The organism is Flavobacterium sedimenticola (genome assembly GCF_030053345.1).
Taxonomy (GTDB): Bacteria; Bacteroidota; Bacteroidia; order Flavobacteriales; family Flavobacteriaceae; genus Flavobacterium; species Flavobacterium sedimenticola.
This window is the reverse complement of sequence record NZ_JASGBP010000003.1, coordinates 326,813-343,001: the sequence shown is the minus strand read 5'-3', so window position 1 is coordinate 343,001 and position 16,189 is coordinate 326,813. Positions and strand designations below refer to the sequence as shown.

Sequence of the window (16,189 nt, the reverse complement as noted above, 5' to 3'; positions counted from 1 at the left end):
TTCCGAACAGAGAAGTTAAGCCCGACTGCGCAGATGGTACTGCAGTAATGTGGGAGAGTATGTCGCCGCCTTTTTTTTTTTGAAACCCTATCCTAACGGATGGGGTTTCTTGTTTTATGCTTAGGGACAAATTGAAGTTGCTCAATGCTTTGCGCGAGGGATGGAAGCAAGCTGCCTTGCAGCGCGGACAGCCCGACCCCTTTCGACAGGCTCAAGAAGGGACAAGGGGGCGCGCCCTAATTAAATTGTTTTTAACGGATATTGACAATGATTTTGAATGGGGCATTGTGTACATTTCGGGTTGGTAGGCCGACACGTCTCCCGTCCCAAGAATGAAATGGCCATACCGACCTCACCCCAAATTTCTTTGGGTAATACCTGCATGAGTTGTTTTTCGACTTTATTCCCGTCTTTGGCTTCCTCAATGAGTCCGATGCGAGGAGCCACGCGAATGACGTGTAAATCGGCAATGATGCCTTCTGCCGGAACTTTCATTTCGCGCATGATGACGTTGGCCGATTTTCTTCCGATACCCTTTAAGGCGGTCAATGCTTCCAGTGAGGTAGGAATGTTGTCGTCTTTTTGGAGTTCCCGTGCAATTTGAATTATCCATGTTGCTTTGGTGCCAAAGTTTCGAACTTTGGTAAGGTAAGGAATGAGTTCGTCGACTTGGGCAACGGATAAACTTTCTATAGTGGGAAACGCCTCAAAAAGAGCCGGAGCCACCTTGTTGATATTGGCATCAGAGTCTTGTGCCGATAATATCACCATGACCATTAGTTGGTAAAGATTTTGATAATCGAGCGGGTGTTTTTTATCGCGATACAATTCGATGATTGGGTTTATTCTTTCGGACCAATCGTTTTTTTCAAATAATTCCATTCTTAGTGTTTTTCCAAATATTCTTTAATGCTGTCAATGACTTTTTCATTCCCCAATATTTTTCGATGTCCTAACTGTTCTGTGATAATTAGTTCGCTGTTTTCAAGATATTTATGGATGTTGTAAGCTGCTTTTATGTCTACCTCATGGTCATTCTTATCATGGATAATCAGAACAGGAATTTTAACCTCTTTAGCAGCCACATGGGCAGCATAATTTTCCATCGGTTCGCCAAATTTTCTTTCGAAATGCGCTTTTAATAGCCCGGCATAGTTGACGGGTAATTTTAATTTTTTGACAAAGTCTTCTAAAATGTCCAGAATGACATCACCACTACCAATAATGACGGCTTTTTTTACATGGAGATTTTGCCTTATGGCATTCAAAATCGACATACCACCCAAAGAGTGACCGACCGCAAATTCAAATGGTCCGAATTGTTTTTCCAATTCTAAAATAGAGGCTATAAACTCGGTCATGATGGTTGTTTTGCCTTCCGATTTGCCATGTGCCGGCGCATCAAAGCTTACCGTTTGGTAACCCATATTGACCAGCATGTCCGCGATTTTAACCAATTGGGTACCGCGACCCGACCAACCGTGTACTAACAGCACTCTTTTTTTGCTTTCGCCATAGCAGTACACGCGAATTTTTTTGTTTAGTTTCGGAATCAATAGACTCGTTGTTAGACTATTATTTTCCATGTGCCATTCCCGCTTAGGTGTTTTGTGTTTGATAGGAGTCGTGAATAATCGAGCAGCAAAACGGGTGGTTAGTTGGGGCGATATTCTCTTCAAAATAGAAGTGGTAACCAATATTGGCTTAGGAATTTGCAATGATTGAGTAGATTTTTGGGCCTTTTTTGTCATTTCAATAATTTTTTTGACGGTTAAAAACTTAACTTAAATTTTGTTAAATTTCAACATCATAAATATACGTCAAAATGCAAAATCAAACCCGGATAATTATTGAAAATGTTACGCCACAGCTCGATGGTGGTGCTTTTTATATTAAGAGAATCGTTGGTCAATCGGTGGTGGTGAAAGCCCATGTTTTTGCCGATGGTCACGATGTGATTGCGGCTTGCGTCAAATTCAAACACGAATCAGCCAAAAAATGGCAAGAAGTGCGCATGACCGAATTAGGGAATGATGAATGGCAAGCTGAGTTTACTGTAGACAAACAAGGGCACTTTTCGTATTTCGTAGAAGCTTGGGTGGATTATGCCTTGAATTGGCAACACGGGACCGAGCGAAAAATCCAAGACAATCAATATGTCAAATCGGAATTGCTGGAAGGAGCAGAGTATTGCGAAGCTATTCTAAAAGAAGTAACTGCTGCTGAAAAGAAATACCTGAGCGAAGCCATCAAGGCTTTTCAAGACGAGAAGCTATACGATAAAGCCATCCAAATTGCATTATCCAAAGAGTTACACCATATTTTTGAAGCTTATCCCACGCGAACTTTAGCTAATAAATCACACGAACTGCAAGTGTATGTCGATCGTCCCAAAGCCTTGTTCAGTACCTGGTACGAGTTTTTTCCGCGTTCGGCTTCGCCTGAAAAAGGAAAACACGGTACGTTTAAAGATTGTGAAAAGTTATTGCCGAGAGTCGCCGCGATGGGTTTTGACACTTTATATTTTCCACCCATTCATCCCATTGGAGAAGTCAATCGCAAAGGGAAAAACAATGCCACCACCGCCGAACCCGGCGATGTAGGGTCGCCTTGGGGCATTGGTTCCCAATACGGCGGGCACAAAGCCACCCATCCCGAATTAGGAACGATAGATGATTTCAAATCCTTAGTCAGAACAGCCAAGAGTTTAGGGATAGAAGTCGCCATGGATTATGCGCTGCAAGCTGCGCCGGACCATCCGTATGTGAAAGAATTTCCGCAATGGTTCAAATGGCGCCCGGACGGAACGGTGCAATATGCCGAAAATCCACCCAAGAAGTACCAAGACATTATGCCGATTTACTTTGAAACCGGCGATTGGAAAAACCTTTGGAAAGAATTGCTAGACGTTGCGTTGTTTTGGGTAGAAGAATGTGATATTCGCGTGTTCCGCGTAGACAATCCGCACACCAAACCTTTTTATTTTTGGGGTTGGCTCATTGCCGAAGTCAAAAAGAAATATCCGGATGTGCTTTTCTTAGCCGAAGCTTTTACACGTCCGAAAATCATGCACGAGTTGGCCAAGCAAGGTTTCTCACAATCCTATACGTATTTCACTTGGCGCAATACCAAAGCGGAATTAATCGAATATGTAGAAGAGTTAACCAAAACCGAGCAAGCCGATTTTTATCGACCGAATTTCTGGCCTAACACGCCGGATATTCTCCCGTACGCCCTCCAAAGCGGCAACGAAAGCATTTACCTGCACAAATATTTCTTAGCGGCTACTTTAAGTTCCAGCGTTGGGATTTACGGACCGGTCTATGAGTATATGGTCTCGGAAGCCATGCCGGGCAAAGAAGAATATTTCAATTCGGAGAAATACGAGTTTTACCATTGGGATTGGAGCATTCAAAATAAATTGATTGCCATCATCACCAAAATCAATAAAATCCGCAAGGAACAACCGTCTTTGCAACAAACCAACAACATTCAGTTTTGCGCCACCGACAACGACCAAATTTTAGCCTATTACAAATTTGACGATGCCAAGCAAGATGAAACACTCATGATTTGCAGCCTTGACCCTTATTATGCTAAACAAGCCTGGGTACAACTGCCGTTGGCTTCGTTGGGCATTCATGCCGGACAAACGGTAAAAGTGGTCGATTTAATTACCGGCAACAGCTACCATTGGGATAAAGAATGGAATTTCGTGGAATTGCATCCGGCCTTGCCGTTCCACTTGTTTAAAATTTACAAATAGTCGTATGGAAAACGCTAACCAAGACACCTTCGCCAATCCGTTTAAGTTCAAATCGGAATGGAAAAATGCCTTTACCGACGAGGAGTTTATCAAAGTCTTTGCTTCGGATATCCTCGAGAATTACATCATCAACAAACGTTGGTATGGTGGTAAAGCGAGTACGTTAAAGTATATCGAAGTCGTAGATCATTTTAAAATCACGTCCAAGAAAAACACCTATTACGGGGTTTTGCTCGAAGTGAATTTCAAGGAAGCGTTTTACCAACATTATTTTATGCCGTTGGCGTTTATGACGTCGGACGAATTGGATACCAGTACCATCATTTCGCCGGCGCAATTCGGCCCTATCGAAGGCTATTTGGTGGACGCCTTGCACCAAGAAGATTTCCGCAAATTGTTGTTCGATAACATCGTGCAAGCCACCGAAAATCCGGAACTGAAATTGGTCTTCCACAAAGGCAGTCAGTTTCACGACAAAGAATACAAGTCGTCTAAATTCATGGGCTTGGAGCAAAGCAATACGTCTATTATTTTCAACGACGCTTTTGTCCTCAAGATTTTCCGTCGTATTTATGTGAGTACCAATCCCGATTACGAAATCAGTCGCTTCCTCACCGAGCGCATGCATTTTAAAAGTTCACCGGCGTACACCGGAAGTATCAACTTGGCTTTGCCCGAAGGGAACATTACTTTAGGCTTGATGCAGGAATTGGTCCCCAACCAAGGCGATGCCTGGAAGTTCATGCTCGAAGAAATCGACGGCGTTTTTTCGAACTTAAAGAACAAAAAAATTAAGATCGAAAAACTCCCCGATATTCCCATGTTCAAACGCCTGAAGATTAACGAAATCCCGCCCGAAATTATCGATTGGGTCGGGTTGAGTTTGTTCCTGCGGTTGCAAACCTTGGCCAAACGTACGGCTGAAATGCACATTGCGTTGGGCGGCGACATCCACGATACGGCGTTCACGCCAACCACGTACAACGGCGATTACACCGTGTGGCTCAAAAACCGCATGTTGTACCAGTTCCAAAACCGATTGAACATTATCGAGAACAGTTTGCACAAACTCGACGGACTGGCGCTCGAACTCGCGCATCAATTTATGGAAAACAAAAAAATCGTCCGCAAACATTTTGTCGATTTTGATTGGACCAAAATGAAATCCGAGCGCATTCGCATTCACGGCGATTATCACTTGGGCCAAATTTTGGTAAACGGCGATGATTTTTACATCCTCGATTTTGAAGGCGAACCCGAAAGTACCATCCGCGACCGCAAAGTAAAACAGCCGCCGCTTAAAGATGTGGCCGGTTTGTTCCGCTCGTTCCATTACGCCATTTACGCCACGATTTTTAACAACAAAGACAAATATCCGTACGACCAAGACCAGTTGTTCCAAGCGGCCGAAATCTTGTTCCATTATTTTGTTGGTGCGTTTTTGGAAACTTATATCGACAAGGCGCAATCGGGCAATTTGAACATTGGCTACAGTCACGAAATCGAGTTTTTGCTCAAGTACTGCCTGCTCGAAAAAGCGGTGTACGAACTCGGGTACGAACTCAATTCCCGTCCGCGTTGGGCAGTGATTCCGTTGCGCGGCATACAGAGTATAATGAATTATTGATGTCAGGCTGAGCTTGTCGAAGCCGGTAGCGCATCGCTCGGGCCGTTACAGGAAGCGTCATTCCCGCTTTCCGCTCCAATCTTTTTGCGGTCACAAAAAGGATTTCCGCTCCAATCGGGGCTAGAGTGGAAAGGCCGCTGAAACAAAAGACAAATCCCAATTAGCCCCGATTGTAGCAGGCAGGAAGGGATAACAAGGAAGCGCTGACCAATCGCTCCCGGCTTCGACAAGCTCAGCCTGACATTGCTTCGACAGGCTCAGGGTAACAATGAAGATATTAGCGGCAAAAATGCCATTAACTATAAAAACAACAACATGAACCAAGTACAAGTACACTCGCTTTTTACCAATTTCGACATTGATTTGTTCAAAGCCGGAAAGCATTTTCGATTATATGAAAAACTGGGCGCACACCTCACCGAGGTCAATGGTGTAAAAGGCGTGTATTTTGCCGTTTGGGCACCGGCCGCGCGTTCGGTTTCCGTAGTAGGCGATTTTAACTACTGGATCCAAGGCGAGCACCAACTCAACGTGCGCTGGGACGGCTCGGGCATTTGGGAAGGATTTATTCCCGGTATCGACAGAGGCACACGTTACAAATACAAAATACAGTCGAACAACGGTGGTATTATTACCGAAAAAGCCGATCCGTTTGCTTTGTTTTGCGAGCATCCGCCGCAAACCGCATCAGTCATTTGGGACTTAGAGTACAAGTGGAAAGACAAAAAATGGATGGACACCCGCAAAGACAAAAATGGTTTGGATAAGCCGTTTTCGGTGTATGAAGTCCATTTGGGTTCGTGGCGCCGCAATGCCGAGGGTAAATTCCTGACCTATGTAGAAATGGCCGACGAATTAGTGGCTTACGTAAAAGAAACCGGTTTCACGCATGTCGAGTTTATGCCGGTGATGGAATATCCGTACGATCCGTCTTGGGGGTACCAATTGGTGGGGTATTTTGCACCTACTTCGCGTTTTGGGAAGCCACAGGATTTTATGTTGTTGGTGGATAAATTACACCAAGCCGGTGTGGGCGTTATCCTCGATTGGGTACCGTCGCACTTTCCGGAAGATGCACACGGATTAGGCTTTTTTGACGGTTCTAACTTATACGAACATCCCGACAGAAGAAAAGGATTTCATCCCGATTGGAAGAGTTTGGTGTTCAATTACGGGCGCAATGAAGTGCGTTCGTTCCTAATTAGTAACGCTATTTTTTGGTTGCACCAATACCATGTCGATGGGTTGCGCGTAGATGCTGTGGCTTCGATGTTGTACTTAGACTATTCCCGCAAAGACGGCGAATGGGAACCGAACATTTATGGCGGTCTTGAAAACCTGGACACCATTAGTTTCTTAAAAGATTTTAATGAAGCCGTATATGCGGCTTTTCCGGAGGTACAAACCATAGCCGAGGAAAGTACGAGCTTCCCGATGGTTTCTCGTCCCACGTATATAGGCGGACTCGGATTTGGTATGAAATGGATGATGGGTTGGATGCACGACACCTTGCAATATTTCAAAAAAGAACCCATTTACCGACGTTACCACCAAAACGACATTACGTTTTCCATGACCTACGCGTTTACCGAAAATTTTATGTTGCCGTTGTCGCATGATGAAGTGGTGTATGGAAAACATTCCATTTTGGGCAGAATGCCCGGAGATGAATGGCAGCGTTTTGCCAATTTACGCTTGTTGTACGGCTATATGTTTACGCATCCCGGAACCAAGCTTTTGTTTATGGGCGCCGAATTCGGGCAAAGTGGTGAGTGGAATTTTGAAAACAGTTTGGATTGGCATTTGTTGCAGTTTGGCTACCATCAAGGTATCAAAAAATGCATCACTGATTTGAATACGTTATACAAAAATCATCCGGCCTTGTACGAGAAGCAATTCCACGCCGACGGTTTTGAATGGATTAATTATACCGATAACGAGAACTCGGTATTGACATACATTCGCAAAGGGTTGAACGCTAAAGACGATTTAATCGTAGTGGCCAACTTTACGCCGGTCGTGCACGAAAATTACCGTATCGGGTTACCGACTAAAGGAAAGTTGGTAGAAGTATTCAATTCGGATAACACGGAATACGGCGGAAGCGGCGTTTTAGCCTCAAAACCAATTAAAATAGACAAACAATCTTGGAATTTCCGCGACTATTCGGCAGCGCTGACGTTGCCACCTTTGGGTGTTGCGGTTTATAAGATTTCGTAAGTTTACTTTTTAAGCCACGAATTATGTGAATTCTCCCGAATTAGTAGAGGAAAATGGAGGTAATTCGTGGTTCTTCTTTTTTATTATTATTCGCAAACGTTGTAGTTAAAAACTACTTGAAACAGTTGTAAATTTTTGAGTATCATCTTTGTAAATTTGGCAATTGACTCAAAAAAATCACTATGATTACCAATACAGAACTGGAATACAAAGGCGACCAATTTCCGTCGCAAATTGTTTCTTTCGAGCAAGATGTCGACAGTATTTATTTCCATACCGACAACAATGTTATTTTAAAAATCACCATACTTCGCGATAGCTTGATTCGTTTTCGCTATACCACTAAAGGGTATTTCAGCAACGACTTTTCGTATGCTATCGATAAGACGCAATCACACGGTTACAACCAATTGGAAGTTACGGAAGAGCAACAATATTACCTGATTAAAACCAGTAAGGTTTTTTGTAAAGTGCAGAAGAAAGACCTCAAAGTCTCTATTTATGATGTAGATGGTTTTGCTATCTTGGAAGACGAGATCGGTTTTCATTGGGAAGAGTGTTACGAGCACGGTGGGAACATCGTAAAGATGAGTAAAGTCTCCAAAGACGGAGAGAGTTTTTATGGTTTGGGAGACAAGGCATCGCATTTAAACCTCAAGGGAAAACGTGTTGAAAATTGGGCTACCGATCAGTATGCTTTTCACAAAGACCAAGAACCGTTGTACAAAGTAGTGCCGTTTTATATCGGTTTACATCACAATAAGGCGTACGGGGTTTTCTTCGACAACACGTTCCGAACGTTCTTTGATTTTTGTCATGAGCGTCGCAACGTAACCAGTTTTTGGGCCGAAGGCGGCGAAATGAACTACTACTTTTTCTACGGTCCGAAGATGAGTGATGTAGTGATTAATTATACCCATTTAACCGGAAAGCCCGAGTTGCCGCCCATGTGGACGTTAGGTTACCACCAATGCAAATGGAGTTATTATCCCGAGAGTAAAGTCAAAGAGATTGCAGGAAAGTTCAGAGAGCTCCGTATTCCGTGCGATGCGATTTATTTGGACATCGATTATATGGAAGGTTTCCGTTGTTTTACCTGGAGCAAAGAGCATTTTCCGGAACCGAAGCGCATGGTGGCCGAATTGGCCAAGGATGGTTTTAAAACCGTAGTGATTATCGATCCGGGAATCAAAATTGATAAGGATTATTGGGTCTATCAGGAAGCGTTGAAAAACGATTATTTCTGTAAACGGGCCGATGGTCCGTTTATGAAAGGCAAAGTGTGGCCGGGGGAATGTAATTTTCCCGATTTTACCAAACCTGAAGTCCGCGAATGGTGGGCCGGTTTGTTTAAAGAATTGATTTCGGAGATTGGCGTAAAAGGCGTTTGGAACGATATGAATGAACCTGCCGTAATGGACGTTCCCGGAAAAACGTTTCCGAATGACGTACGTCATGATTACGACGGCAATCCATGCAGCCACCGAAAAGCACACAATATCTACGGTACTCAAATGGCACGCGCCACCTATGAAGGCGTGAAGCGATTTGCCTATCCGAAACGTCCGTTCATCATCACACGTTCGGCCTATTCCGGAGCGCAACGATACACTTCGTCGTGGACGGGCGATAATGTGGCGAGTTGGGAACATTTGTGGATTGCCAACATCCAAATGCAACGCATGTCGATGTCGGGTATGGGCTTTACCGGTTCGGATATTGGTGGTTTTGCCGAACAACCTTCGGGCGAATTGTATGCGCGTTGGATCCAGTTAGGCGTATTCCACCCGTTTTGCCGAACGCACTCCTCGGGGGATCACGGTGAACAGGAGCCTTGGTCATTTGGTGACGAAGTAATTGATATTACCCGCAAGTTTGTGGAATTGCGTTACCAATTGTTGCCATACCTTTATACCATGTTTTGGCAATATGTCAATGAAGGAACGCCTATGTTAAAACCTTTGGTGTATTTTGATCAGGAAGATTTCCACACGCATTACCGAACCGACGAGTTTATTTTCGGGAATCAAATTTTGGTATGCCCGATTTTGGAACCCAATGCACAAGGCCGTCGCATGTATCTGCCCAAAGGCAATTGGTATAATTTCTGGACCAAGGAATTGGTGGAGGGCAAGCGTGAGTTGTGGGTGAATACCCAATTTGATGAGATTCCGATTTTTATTAAAGAAGGCGCCATAATTCCGAAATATCCGGTGCAACAATATGTGGGCGAATTGCAGTTTGACGAACTTACGCTCGATGTATATTACAAGTTAGGAAAAGAGAAATCGGTAGTATATGAAGATGCACAAGACGGTTACGATTATAACAAAGGGCGATTTTCGTTGCGAACTTTCAGTTTGACCGGAAAGGAAAAAGAATTGATTATTCAGCAACATCAGGAAGGGACCTTTGAAACCTCATATACTAAATTTAAAATCAATTTAAACAGTTTGCCGTTTAAAGTGAAGAGTATCGAAGTTGATAATGAGAAAATTACCTTCGACAAAGCCCATTTAAACGGTAGCAATTCTTTAATCATCGCTAAAGATTTCAGTGAGTTGCATCTTTTAGGTGTTTAAATTATGTAAATTTACATCATAAATGATATAACATTCGGTTATTCGGAACGTTTACTTTTGTGGTTTAAATAATAAAAATTATGAAAAAAGGAATCCTATTTTGCGGTATGTTGACGCTGTTTTTAATACTCTCATGCGCCACTAATCCTGTTACAGGAAAAAAAACATTGGCTTTGGTTTCCAACGACCAAATTTTTCCTTCTTCTTTCCAACAGTACAATACTTTTTTGAAAGAGAATAAAGTGATTACCGGAACGGCCGATGCGAAGCGCGTGGAAACAGTAGGAATGAAAATCAGAGCGGCCGCTGAAACCTTTTTAAAGGCGAAAGGAAATACAGACGCTCTAAAAGGCTATGCTTGGGAATACAAATTAGTAGATAGCAAAGAAATCAATGCGTGGTGTATGCCGGGCGGTAAAATTGTAGTGTATTCCGGAATTTTACCGGTGACCTTAGATGAAGCCGGATTGGCCACCGTAATGGGGCACGAGGTATCGCATGCGTTAGCCAATCACGGGCAACAACGCATGAGCGCCGGATTGTTACAACAATTGGGAGCGGCCGGGGTTGCTGCAGCTACCGGAAGTCAAAGTGCCGAAACACAAGCGTTGATTATGCAGGCTTATGGTGTTGGAAGTAGTGTGGGCGGCATGTTGCCGTTTAGTCGCAGTCACGAATCCGAAGCCGATGAAATAGGATTAAAGTTGATGGCTATTGCAGGCTACAATCCGGAAACGGCCGTGGCCTTTTGGCAGCGTATGGCCGCCAAATCGGGAGGCGGTAAACCGGCGGAACTTTTGAGTACGCACCCTTCCGACGAAACGAGGATTGCCAATATTAAAAAGCAAATTCCGGTAGCCAAAGCCGAAGCCGCAAAATACGGCGTAACCTTTAAATAATAAAATTAGTTTATATTTGAATCCTGTCTCACTTCCTGAGGCAGGATTTTTTATATAAAGCAAGATTTATGACAACACTTCCTAAAGGGCATCCGAAATTATTAAATGCCTGGGCATTTTACGATTGGGCTAATTCTGTGTACAGTTTGGTTATTGCTTCGGCTGTATTTCCTATCTATTACGAAAATCTTTTTAAAAACAATCACCGAGATACCGTTTCATTTTTGGGAAATGATATCAAAGCCACTGCCATGATTAGTTTTGTTACAGCCTTTGCTTTTTTGTGGGTTGCCTTTTTTTCGCCGATTATGTCAGGTGTTGCCGATTATGTCGGAAATAAAAAAAGCTTTTTGCGATTCTTTTGTTACTTAGGCGGTATCTCTTGTATTGGTTTGTATTGGTTTGATTTTGATAATCTGATGACCGGCTATATTTTTTATTATTTCGGGTTAATCGGATTTTGGTCGAGTTTGGTTTTTTACAATTCTTATTTGCCTGATATTGCTTTTCCGGAACAACAAGACCGAGTAAGTGCCCGCGGTTTTTCGATGGGTTATATCGGCAGTACACTTTTATTGATTTTTAATTTGGCGATGGTAATGTTTCCCAACTTCTTTTTCATTTCCAATTCCATGCAAGCCATGAAAATTTCTTTTGTGACGGTTGGTGTTTGGTGGATAGGATTCAGCCATATAACGTACTATTATCTTCCCAAAGGCAATCACAACAAGCAACGCGTTACCAAAGAAGTGCTCTGGAACGGGTTTAATGAGCTTAAAAAAGTGTGGCGTCAACTCAAACAAAACCTGCCGCTCAAACGGTATTTGTACAGCTATTTTGTTTTTATCATGGCAGTACAAACCGTGATGTTAGTCGCCACTTATTTTGGGGCTACGGAAATTGCTTGGGAAAATGCCGATCAAAAAACCATGGGTTTAATTATCAGTATTTTGTTGATACAACTTGTAGCCGTAATCGGCGCTTTTTTAACGTCGAGAGCTTCCGGGAAGTTTGGCAACATCAACACGCTGCTTTTTTTAACGGCTTTTTGGGCCGTCCTTTGTGTTTTTGCCTACTTTGTGGAAACGCCCACGGAGTTTTATACCATTGCCGGATTTGTCGGTTTGGTGATGGGCGGTATCCAGTCGCTGGCTCGTTCCACCTATTCGAAGTTATTACCCGAGACGGAAGATACAGCGTCGTTTTTTAGTTTTTATGATGTAACCGAAAAAATAGGGATTGTCATTGGGATGTCCATTTACGGCACCATCGATCAAGTGACCGGGAGCATGCGTAATGCCATTGTCTTTTTGGGACTGTTTTTTATCATTGGCTTTTTTCTTTTACTAAGAGTTCCGAAAAAATCATTGTCATCAATCTAAAAAAAATTATATTTGGGCTTTAATTCTAAAATGAACATGAAAAACTTCAAATTTTTAACCGGCATATTTCTGATTTTAACTGCTTTTGCCTTTACTTCTTGTGAAAATGAGCCTATTGATAGTGCTCTTAATTTAGATGATTTTGGAGGAGGTAATTCGGGTCCTGCGGTGTTTAAAGCGGATTTCAGCGGTTCTACCTGGACAGCTACAGCTACGCAAGCCGTTATCTCAGGAAACTTTATCACCATAAGTGCCATACGACCAAACGGGGAAGGATTTGGGTTTTTAATTGACGCGTCAGCGACAGGAACATATCCGGCCAATACCAACCTGTTAGCCTATACACCGGCAGGTTCGGAATACGGCTATTGGTCAACAAACTTTGACAATCCGGAAGAAAATACCGGTTCGATTACCATTACCAATATCAATACAACCAATAATACCATATCGGGAACATTTAACTTTAAAGGGTATTGGTCTGATACCACCGTGAGTTCCATACTACCGGTACAATTTACTAATGGAGAGTTTACGAACATTCCATTTATTACCCAAGGTCAAACCGGTGATACTTTTTATGCTAAGGTTGGCGGTTCTGAGTTTGTTGATGTTGATATATTAGCCATCACCACCCAAATTGGTGCTCAAGAATTCATTAGTGTGGCAGCACAAGATGCCGATCTTAATTCGATGACCGTTTCGGTAAGAAGTTCACTGGGACCGGGGACCTACAATATTACCGGAAATACAGCTACCGATTTGGTTCAGGCCATATATGATTTTGATGGAAACGATTACAATGCGGTTTCAGGAAGTGTGACCATTGTTTCCAAAACCGCCACACGAATCAAAGGAACGTTCAGTTATGTGACTAACGGAACCACACCGTTTACGGTAACCGAAGGCGCCTTTGATGTAGAATATTAATTCTGTTCTCTCAGTATATTTGATAATCCGTCATTTTGGCGGATTTTTTTTTCGGCATAATCCTTGTCATACGATAGCGCTAATCTGTTCAGATGATTTTCGCCTGATACAATTGCAGTACGTCGATTTTAATGTATAAGTGTTATAAGTTGGCTTACTTTTGTTTAGCATTACATAACTTTTAATGTCAATTTGACCAAATCAAATACCACATGTCAAACCATACTATCTTAACGCTTGACAATCTGTCACTGCAAGAGTTCGATACCGAAACCGATTTAATTCCGCTCTTAACACCCGAGGATGAAGAGGAAATGAATAAAGAGTTACTTCCTAATTCGTTACCCATATTGCCGCTTCGCAATACCGTTTTATTTCCGGGTGTTGTTATTCCGATTACTGCCGGAAGAGATAAATCGATTAAGTTAATCAATGATGCCAATGCCGGAAATAAAATTATCGGGGTCGTGGCCCAAAAGAATGAAGAGGATGAAGATCCTACTAAGAGTGATATTCATACCATAGGAACCGTCGCGCAAATCCTTCGCGTTTTAAAAATGCCCGATGGCAATGTCACGGTGATATTGCAAGGAAAAAAGCGTTTTGAAATTGACACGGTAACTTCTGAAACACCGTATTTAAAAGCCACTATCAAAGAAGTAGCCGAGGAAAGACCGAAAAAAAATGACACCGAGTTTCAAGCCATTGTCGATTCGATTCGGGAATTAGCCATTGAAATCATTAAGGAAAGTCCGAATATCCCAACCGAAGCCACTTTTGCCATCAAAAATATTGAGAGCCAATCGTTTTTAATCAATTTTGTTTCCTCTAACATGAATCTTTCCGTAAAGGAAAAACAAGATTTGTTGATGATTAACGTGCTCAAAGAACGCGCTATGGAAACCCTGCGTTACATGAACGTAGAGTTGCAAAAGTTGGAATTGAAAAACGATATTCAATCGAAAGTTCGTTTTGATTTAGACCAACAGCAACGCGAGTATTTTCTGCAGCAACAAATGAAAACCATTCAGGAAGAACTGGGCGGGGTTTCGTATGAGCAGGAAATTGAAGAAATGCGTCAAAAGGCAAAAACCAAAAAATGGGATGAAAAAACCGCCAAGCATTTTGAAAAAGAAATCTCCAAATTGCAACGCACCAATCCGCAATCTCCCGATTTCGGTATCCAAAGAAACTATTTGGAGCTGTTTTTAGAATTGCCTTGGAACGAATATTCCAAAGATAATTTCGATTTAAAACACGCTCAAAAAATATTAGACCGCGACCATTTTGGTTTGGAAGATGTAAAAAAGCGCATCATCGAGCATTTAGCGGTGCTTAAATTGCGCAACGATATGAAGTCGCCCATCATTTGTTTGACCGGACCTCCGGGCGTGGGTAAAACCTCCATCGGAAAATCGATAGCCGAGGCGTTGGGCAGAGAATATGTGCGTATTTCATTGGGCGGATTGCGAGACGAAGCAGAGATTCGAGGTCACCGTAAAACCTATATTGGGGCCATGCCGGGAAGAATCATTCAGAGTTTGAAAAAAGCCGGGACGTCCAATCCGGTGTTTGTGTTGGATGAAATCGATAAATTGTCGAGCAGCCATCAAGGCGACCCGTCTTCGGCTTTATTAGAAGTGTTAGACCCGGAACAAAATAAGGAGTTCTACGATAATTTCTTGGAGATGGGTTACGATTTATCGAAGGTGATGTTTATCGCCACTTCCAACAATATGGCTACTATTCAGCCGGCTTTGAAAGATCGTATGGAGGTAATTAAAATGTCGGGATACACCATCGAAGAAAAAATCGAAATTGCCCGCCAGCATTTGGTACCGAAGCAGTTAAAAGAGCACGGATTGACCACTAAAGATTTAACCATCGGCAAAAAGCAATTGGAAAAAATTGTGGAAGGGTATACCCGAGAATCGGGTGTTCGTGGTTTGGAAGCTAAAATAGCGCAAGTGATTCGCAACGCCGCCAAATCGGTAGCGATGGAAGAAGCCTACAACAAAAAAGTATCCAACGAAGATATCGTAGCGATTCTGGGAGCGCCCAAAATGGAGCGCGACAAATCGGAAAATAACGATGTGGCCGGTGTAGTGACCGGATTGGCATGGACATCTGTAGGTGGCGATATTTTATTTATCGAATCCTTGATTTCTCCGGGCAAAGGAACCTTAACGTTAACCGGAAACTTGGGTACGGTGATGAAAGAATCGGCTACGATTGCTTTGGAATACCTCAAAGCCAATGCAGATCTCTTCGAAATCGATCCGGAGCTGATAGGTAAATACAATATCCATTTGCACGTGCCCGAAGGCGCCACGCCTAAGGACGGACCAAGTGCCGGAATTGCCATGCTAACTTCTTTGGTATCCTTACTTACGCAACGAAAAGTGAAAAAAGATTTGGCTATGACCGGTGAAATTACCCTTCGTGGGAAGGTGTTGCCGGTAGGAGGAATCAAAGAAAAAATTCTGGCGGCCAAAAGAGCCAACATCAAAGAAATCATATTGTGTCGTGAAAACAAGAGCGATATTGACGAAATCAAACCCGAATATTTGGAAGGATTGACATTTCACTACGTAAAAGAAATGAGTGAAGTTATCGCCATTGCGGTTACGCATCAAAAAGTAAAAAATGCCAAGAAATTGTAAGTAATGTAACGCGCTAGAAATTACAGGCATGAGTCACCACTCATGCCTTTTTTATTAACTTTTTTCCTCCGATATAAAATAATATCTTCGCATTTTCGTTATAGTTGTAGCCATAAGTCT

Annotated in this window: 10 protein-coding genes and 1 rRNA gene; 9 read left to right on the top strand and 2 right to left on the bottom strand. The window is 42.7% G+C overall.

The features are described 5' to 3' along the window. Nucleotides 1–74: ribosomal RNA gene (gene rrf / locus QHT84_RS14185) — 5S ribosomal RNA — on the top strand; the annotation flags it as partial. 166 nt (nucleotides 75–240) lie between these two features. Here the strand turns inward: rrf and QHT84_RS07865 are convergent. Both QHT84_RS07865 and QHT84_RS07860 read right to left on the bottom strand, forming a co-directional pair. Then, nucleotides 241–882, bottom strand: a complete 642-nt coding sequence (locus QHT84_RS07865; protein ID WP_283239010.1) for an endonuclease III domain-containing protein — start codon at nucleotides 880–882, stop codon at nucleotides 241–243. 2 nt (nucleotides 883–884) lie between these two features. Continuing rightward, a complete protein-coding gene (locus tag QHT84_RS07860) occupies nucleotides 885–1,751 on the bottom strand; it encodes an alpha/beta fold hydrolase (RefSeq protein ID WP_283239009.1) in 867 nt (288 codons plus the stop codon). Nucleotides 1,752–1,825: 74 nt separating this feature from the next. Here QHT84_RS07860 and QHT84_RS07855 point away from each other — a divergent pair, with 74 nt between their 5' ends. The 8 genes from QHT84_RS07855 to lon all read left to right on the top strand — a co-directional run bounded on the left by QHT84_RS07855 (nucleotide 1,826) and on the right by lon (nucleotide 16,069). Beyond that, the gene (locus QHT84_RS07855) at nucleotides 1,826–3,766 is read left to right on the top strand and encodes an alpha-1,4-glucan--maltose-1-phosphate maltosyltransferase (protein ID WP_283239008.1); all 1,941 of its coding nucleotides are present in this window, start codon (nucleotides 1,826–1,828) and stop codon (nucleotides 3,764–3,766) included. Between the two features lie 4 nt (nucleotides 3,767–3,770). Further along, on the top strand, nucleotides 3,771–5,393 hold the full coding sequence (locus QHT84_RS07850; RefSeq protein ID WP_283239007.1) for a maltokinase N-terminal cap-like domain-containing protein: 1,623 nt from the start codon (nucleotides 3,771–3,773) through the stop codon (nucleotides 5,391–5,393). A gap of 315 nt (nucleotides 5,394–5,708) precedes the next feature. Continuing rightward, a complete protein-coding gene (glgB, locus tag QHT84_RS07845; RefSeq protein ID WP_283239006.1) occupies nucleotides 5,709–7,613 on the top strand; it encodes a 1,4-alpha-glucan branching protein GlgB in 1,905 nt (634 codons plus the stop codon). Between the two features lie 182 nt (nucleotides 7,614–7,795). Continuing rightward, the gene (locus QHT84_RS07840; RefSeq protein WP_283239005.1) at nucleotides 7,796–10,195 is read left to right on the top strand and encodes a glycoside hydrolase family 31 protein; all 2,400 of its coding nucleotides are present in this window, start codon (nucleotides 7,796–7,798) and stop codon (nucleotides 10,193–10,195) included. Nucleotides 10,196–10,275: 80 nt separating this feature from the next. Next, nucleotides 10,276–11,094 (top strand): M48 family metallopeptidase, encoded by an 819-nt coding sequence (locus tag QHT84_RS07835; protein WP_283239004.1) that lies wholly within the window; start codon nucleotides 10,276–10,278, stop codon nucleotides 11,092–11,094. 68 nt (nucleotides 11,095–11,162) lie between these two features. Beyond that, complete coding sequence (locus QHT84_RS07830) at nucleotides 11,163–12,476, top strand: MFS transporter (protein WP_283239003.1); 1,314 nt, start codon at nucleotides 11,163–11,165, stop codon at nucleotides 12,474–12,476. A 36-nt stretch (nucleotides 12,477–12,512) separates the two neighbouring features. Then, nucleotides 12,513–13,406 (top strand): DUF6252 family protein, encoded by an 894-nt coding sequence (locus tag QHT84_RS07825; protein ID WP_283239002.1) that lies wholly within the window; start codon nucleotides 12,513–12,515, stop codon nucleotides 13,404–13,406. 212 nt (nucleotides 13,407–13,618) lie between these two features. Further along, complete coding sequence (gene lon / locus QHT84_RS07820; protein WP_283239001.1) at nucleotides 13,619–16,069, top strand: endopeptidase La; 2,451 nt, start codon at nucleotides 13,619–13,621, stop codon at nucleotides 16,067–16,069. Nucleotides 16,070–16,189: the final 120 nt, after the last annotated feature.

Bases quoted from the DNA above. Each gene is read 5' to 3' on its own strand.
- QHT84_RS07865 (WP_283239010.1), bottom strand. From the start codon at position 882: ATGGAATTATTTGAAAAAAACGATTGGTCCGAAAGAATAAACCCAATC.
- QHT84_RS07830 (WP_283239003.1), top strand. From the start codon at position 11,163: ATGACAACACTTCCTAAAGGGCATCCGAAATTATTAAATGCCTGGGCA.
- QHT84_RS07860 (WP_283239009.1), bottom strand. From the start codon at position 1,751: ATGACAAAAAAGGCCCAAAAATCTACTCAATCATTGCAAATTCCTAAG.
- QHT84_RS07835 (WP_283239004.1), top strand. From the start codon at position 10,276: ATGAAAAAAGGAATCCTATTTTGCGGTATGTTGACGCTGTTTTTAATA.
- QHT84_RS07840 (WP_283239005.1), top strand. From the start codon at position 7,796: ATGATTACCAATACAGAACTGGAATACAAAGGCGACCAATTTCCGTCG.
- QHT84_RS07825 (WP_283239002.1), top strand. From the start codon at position 12,513: ATGAAAAACTTCAAATTTTTAACCGGCATATTTCTGATTTTAACTGCT.
- QHT84_RS07850 (WP_283239007.1), top strand. From the start codon at position 3,771: ATGGAAAACGCTAACCAAGACACCTTCGCCAATCCGTTTAAGTTCAAA.
- glgB (WP_283239006.1), top strand. From the start codon at position 5,709: ATGAACCAAGTACAAGTACACTCGCTTTTTACCAATTTCGACATTGAT.
- lon (WP_283239001.1), top strand. From the start codon at position 13,619: ATGTCAAACCATACTATCTTAACGCTTGACAATCTGTCACTGCAAGAG.
- QHT84_RS07855 (WP_283239008.1), top strand. From the start codon at position 1,826: ATGCAAAATCAAACCCGGATAATTATTGAAAATGTTACGCCACAGCTC.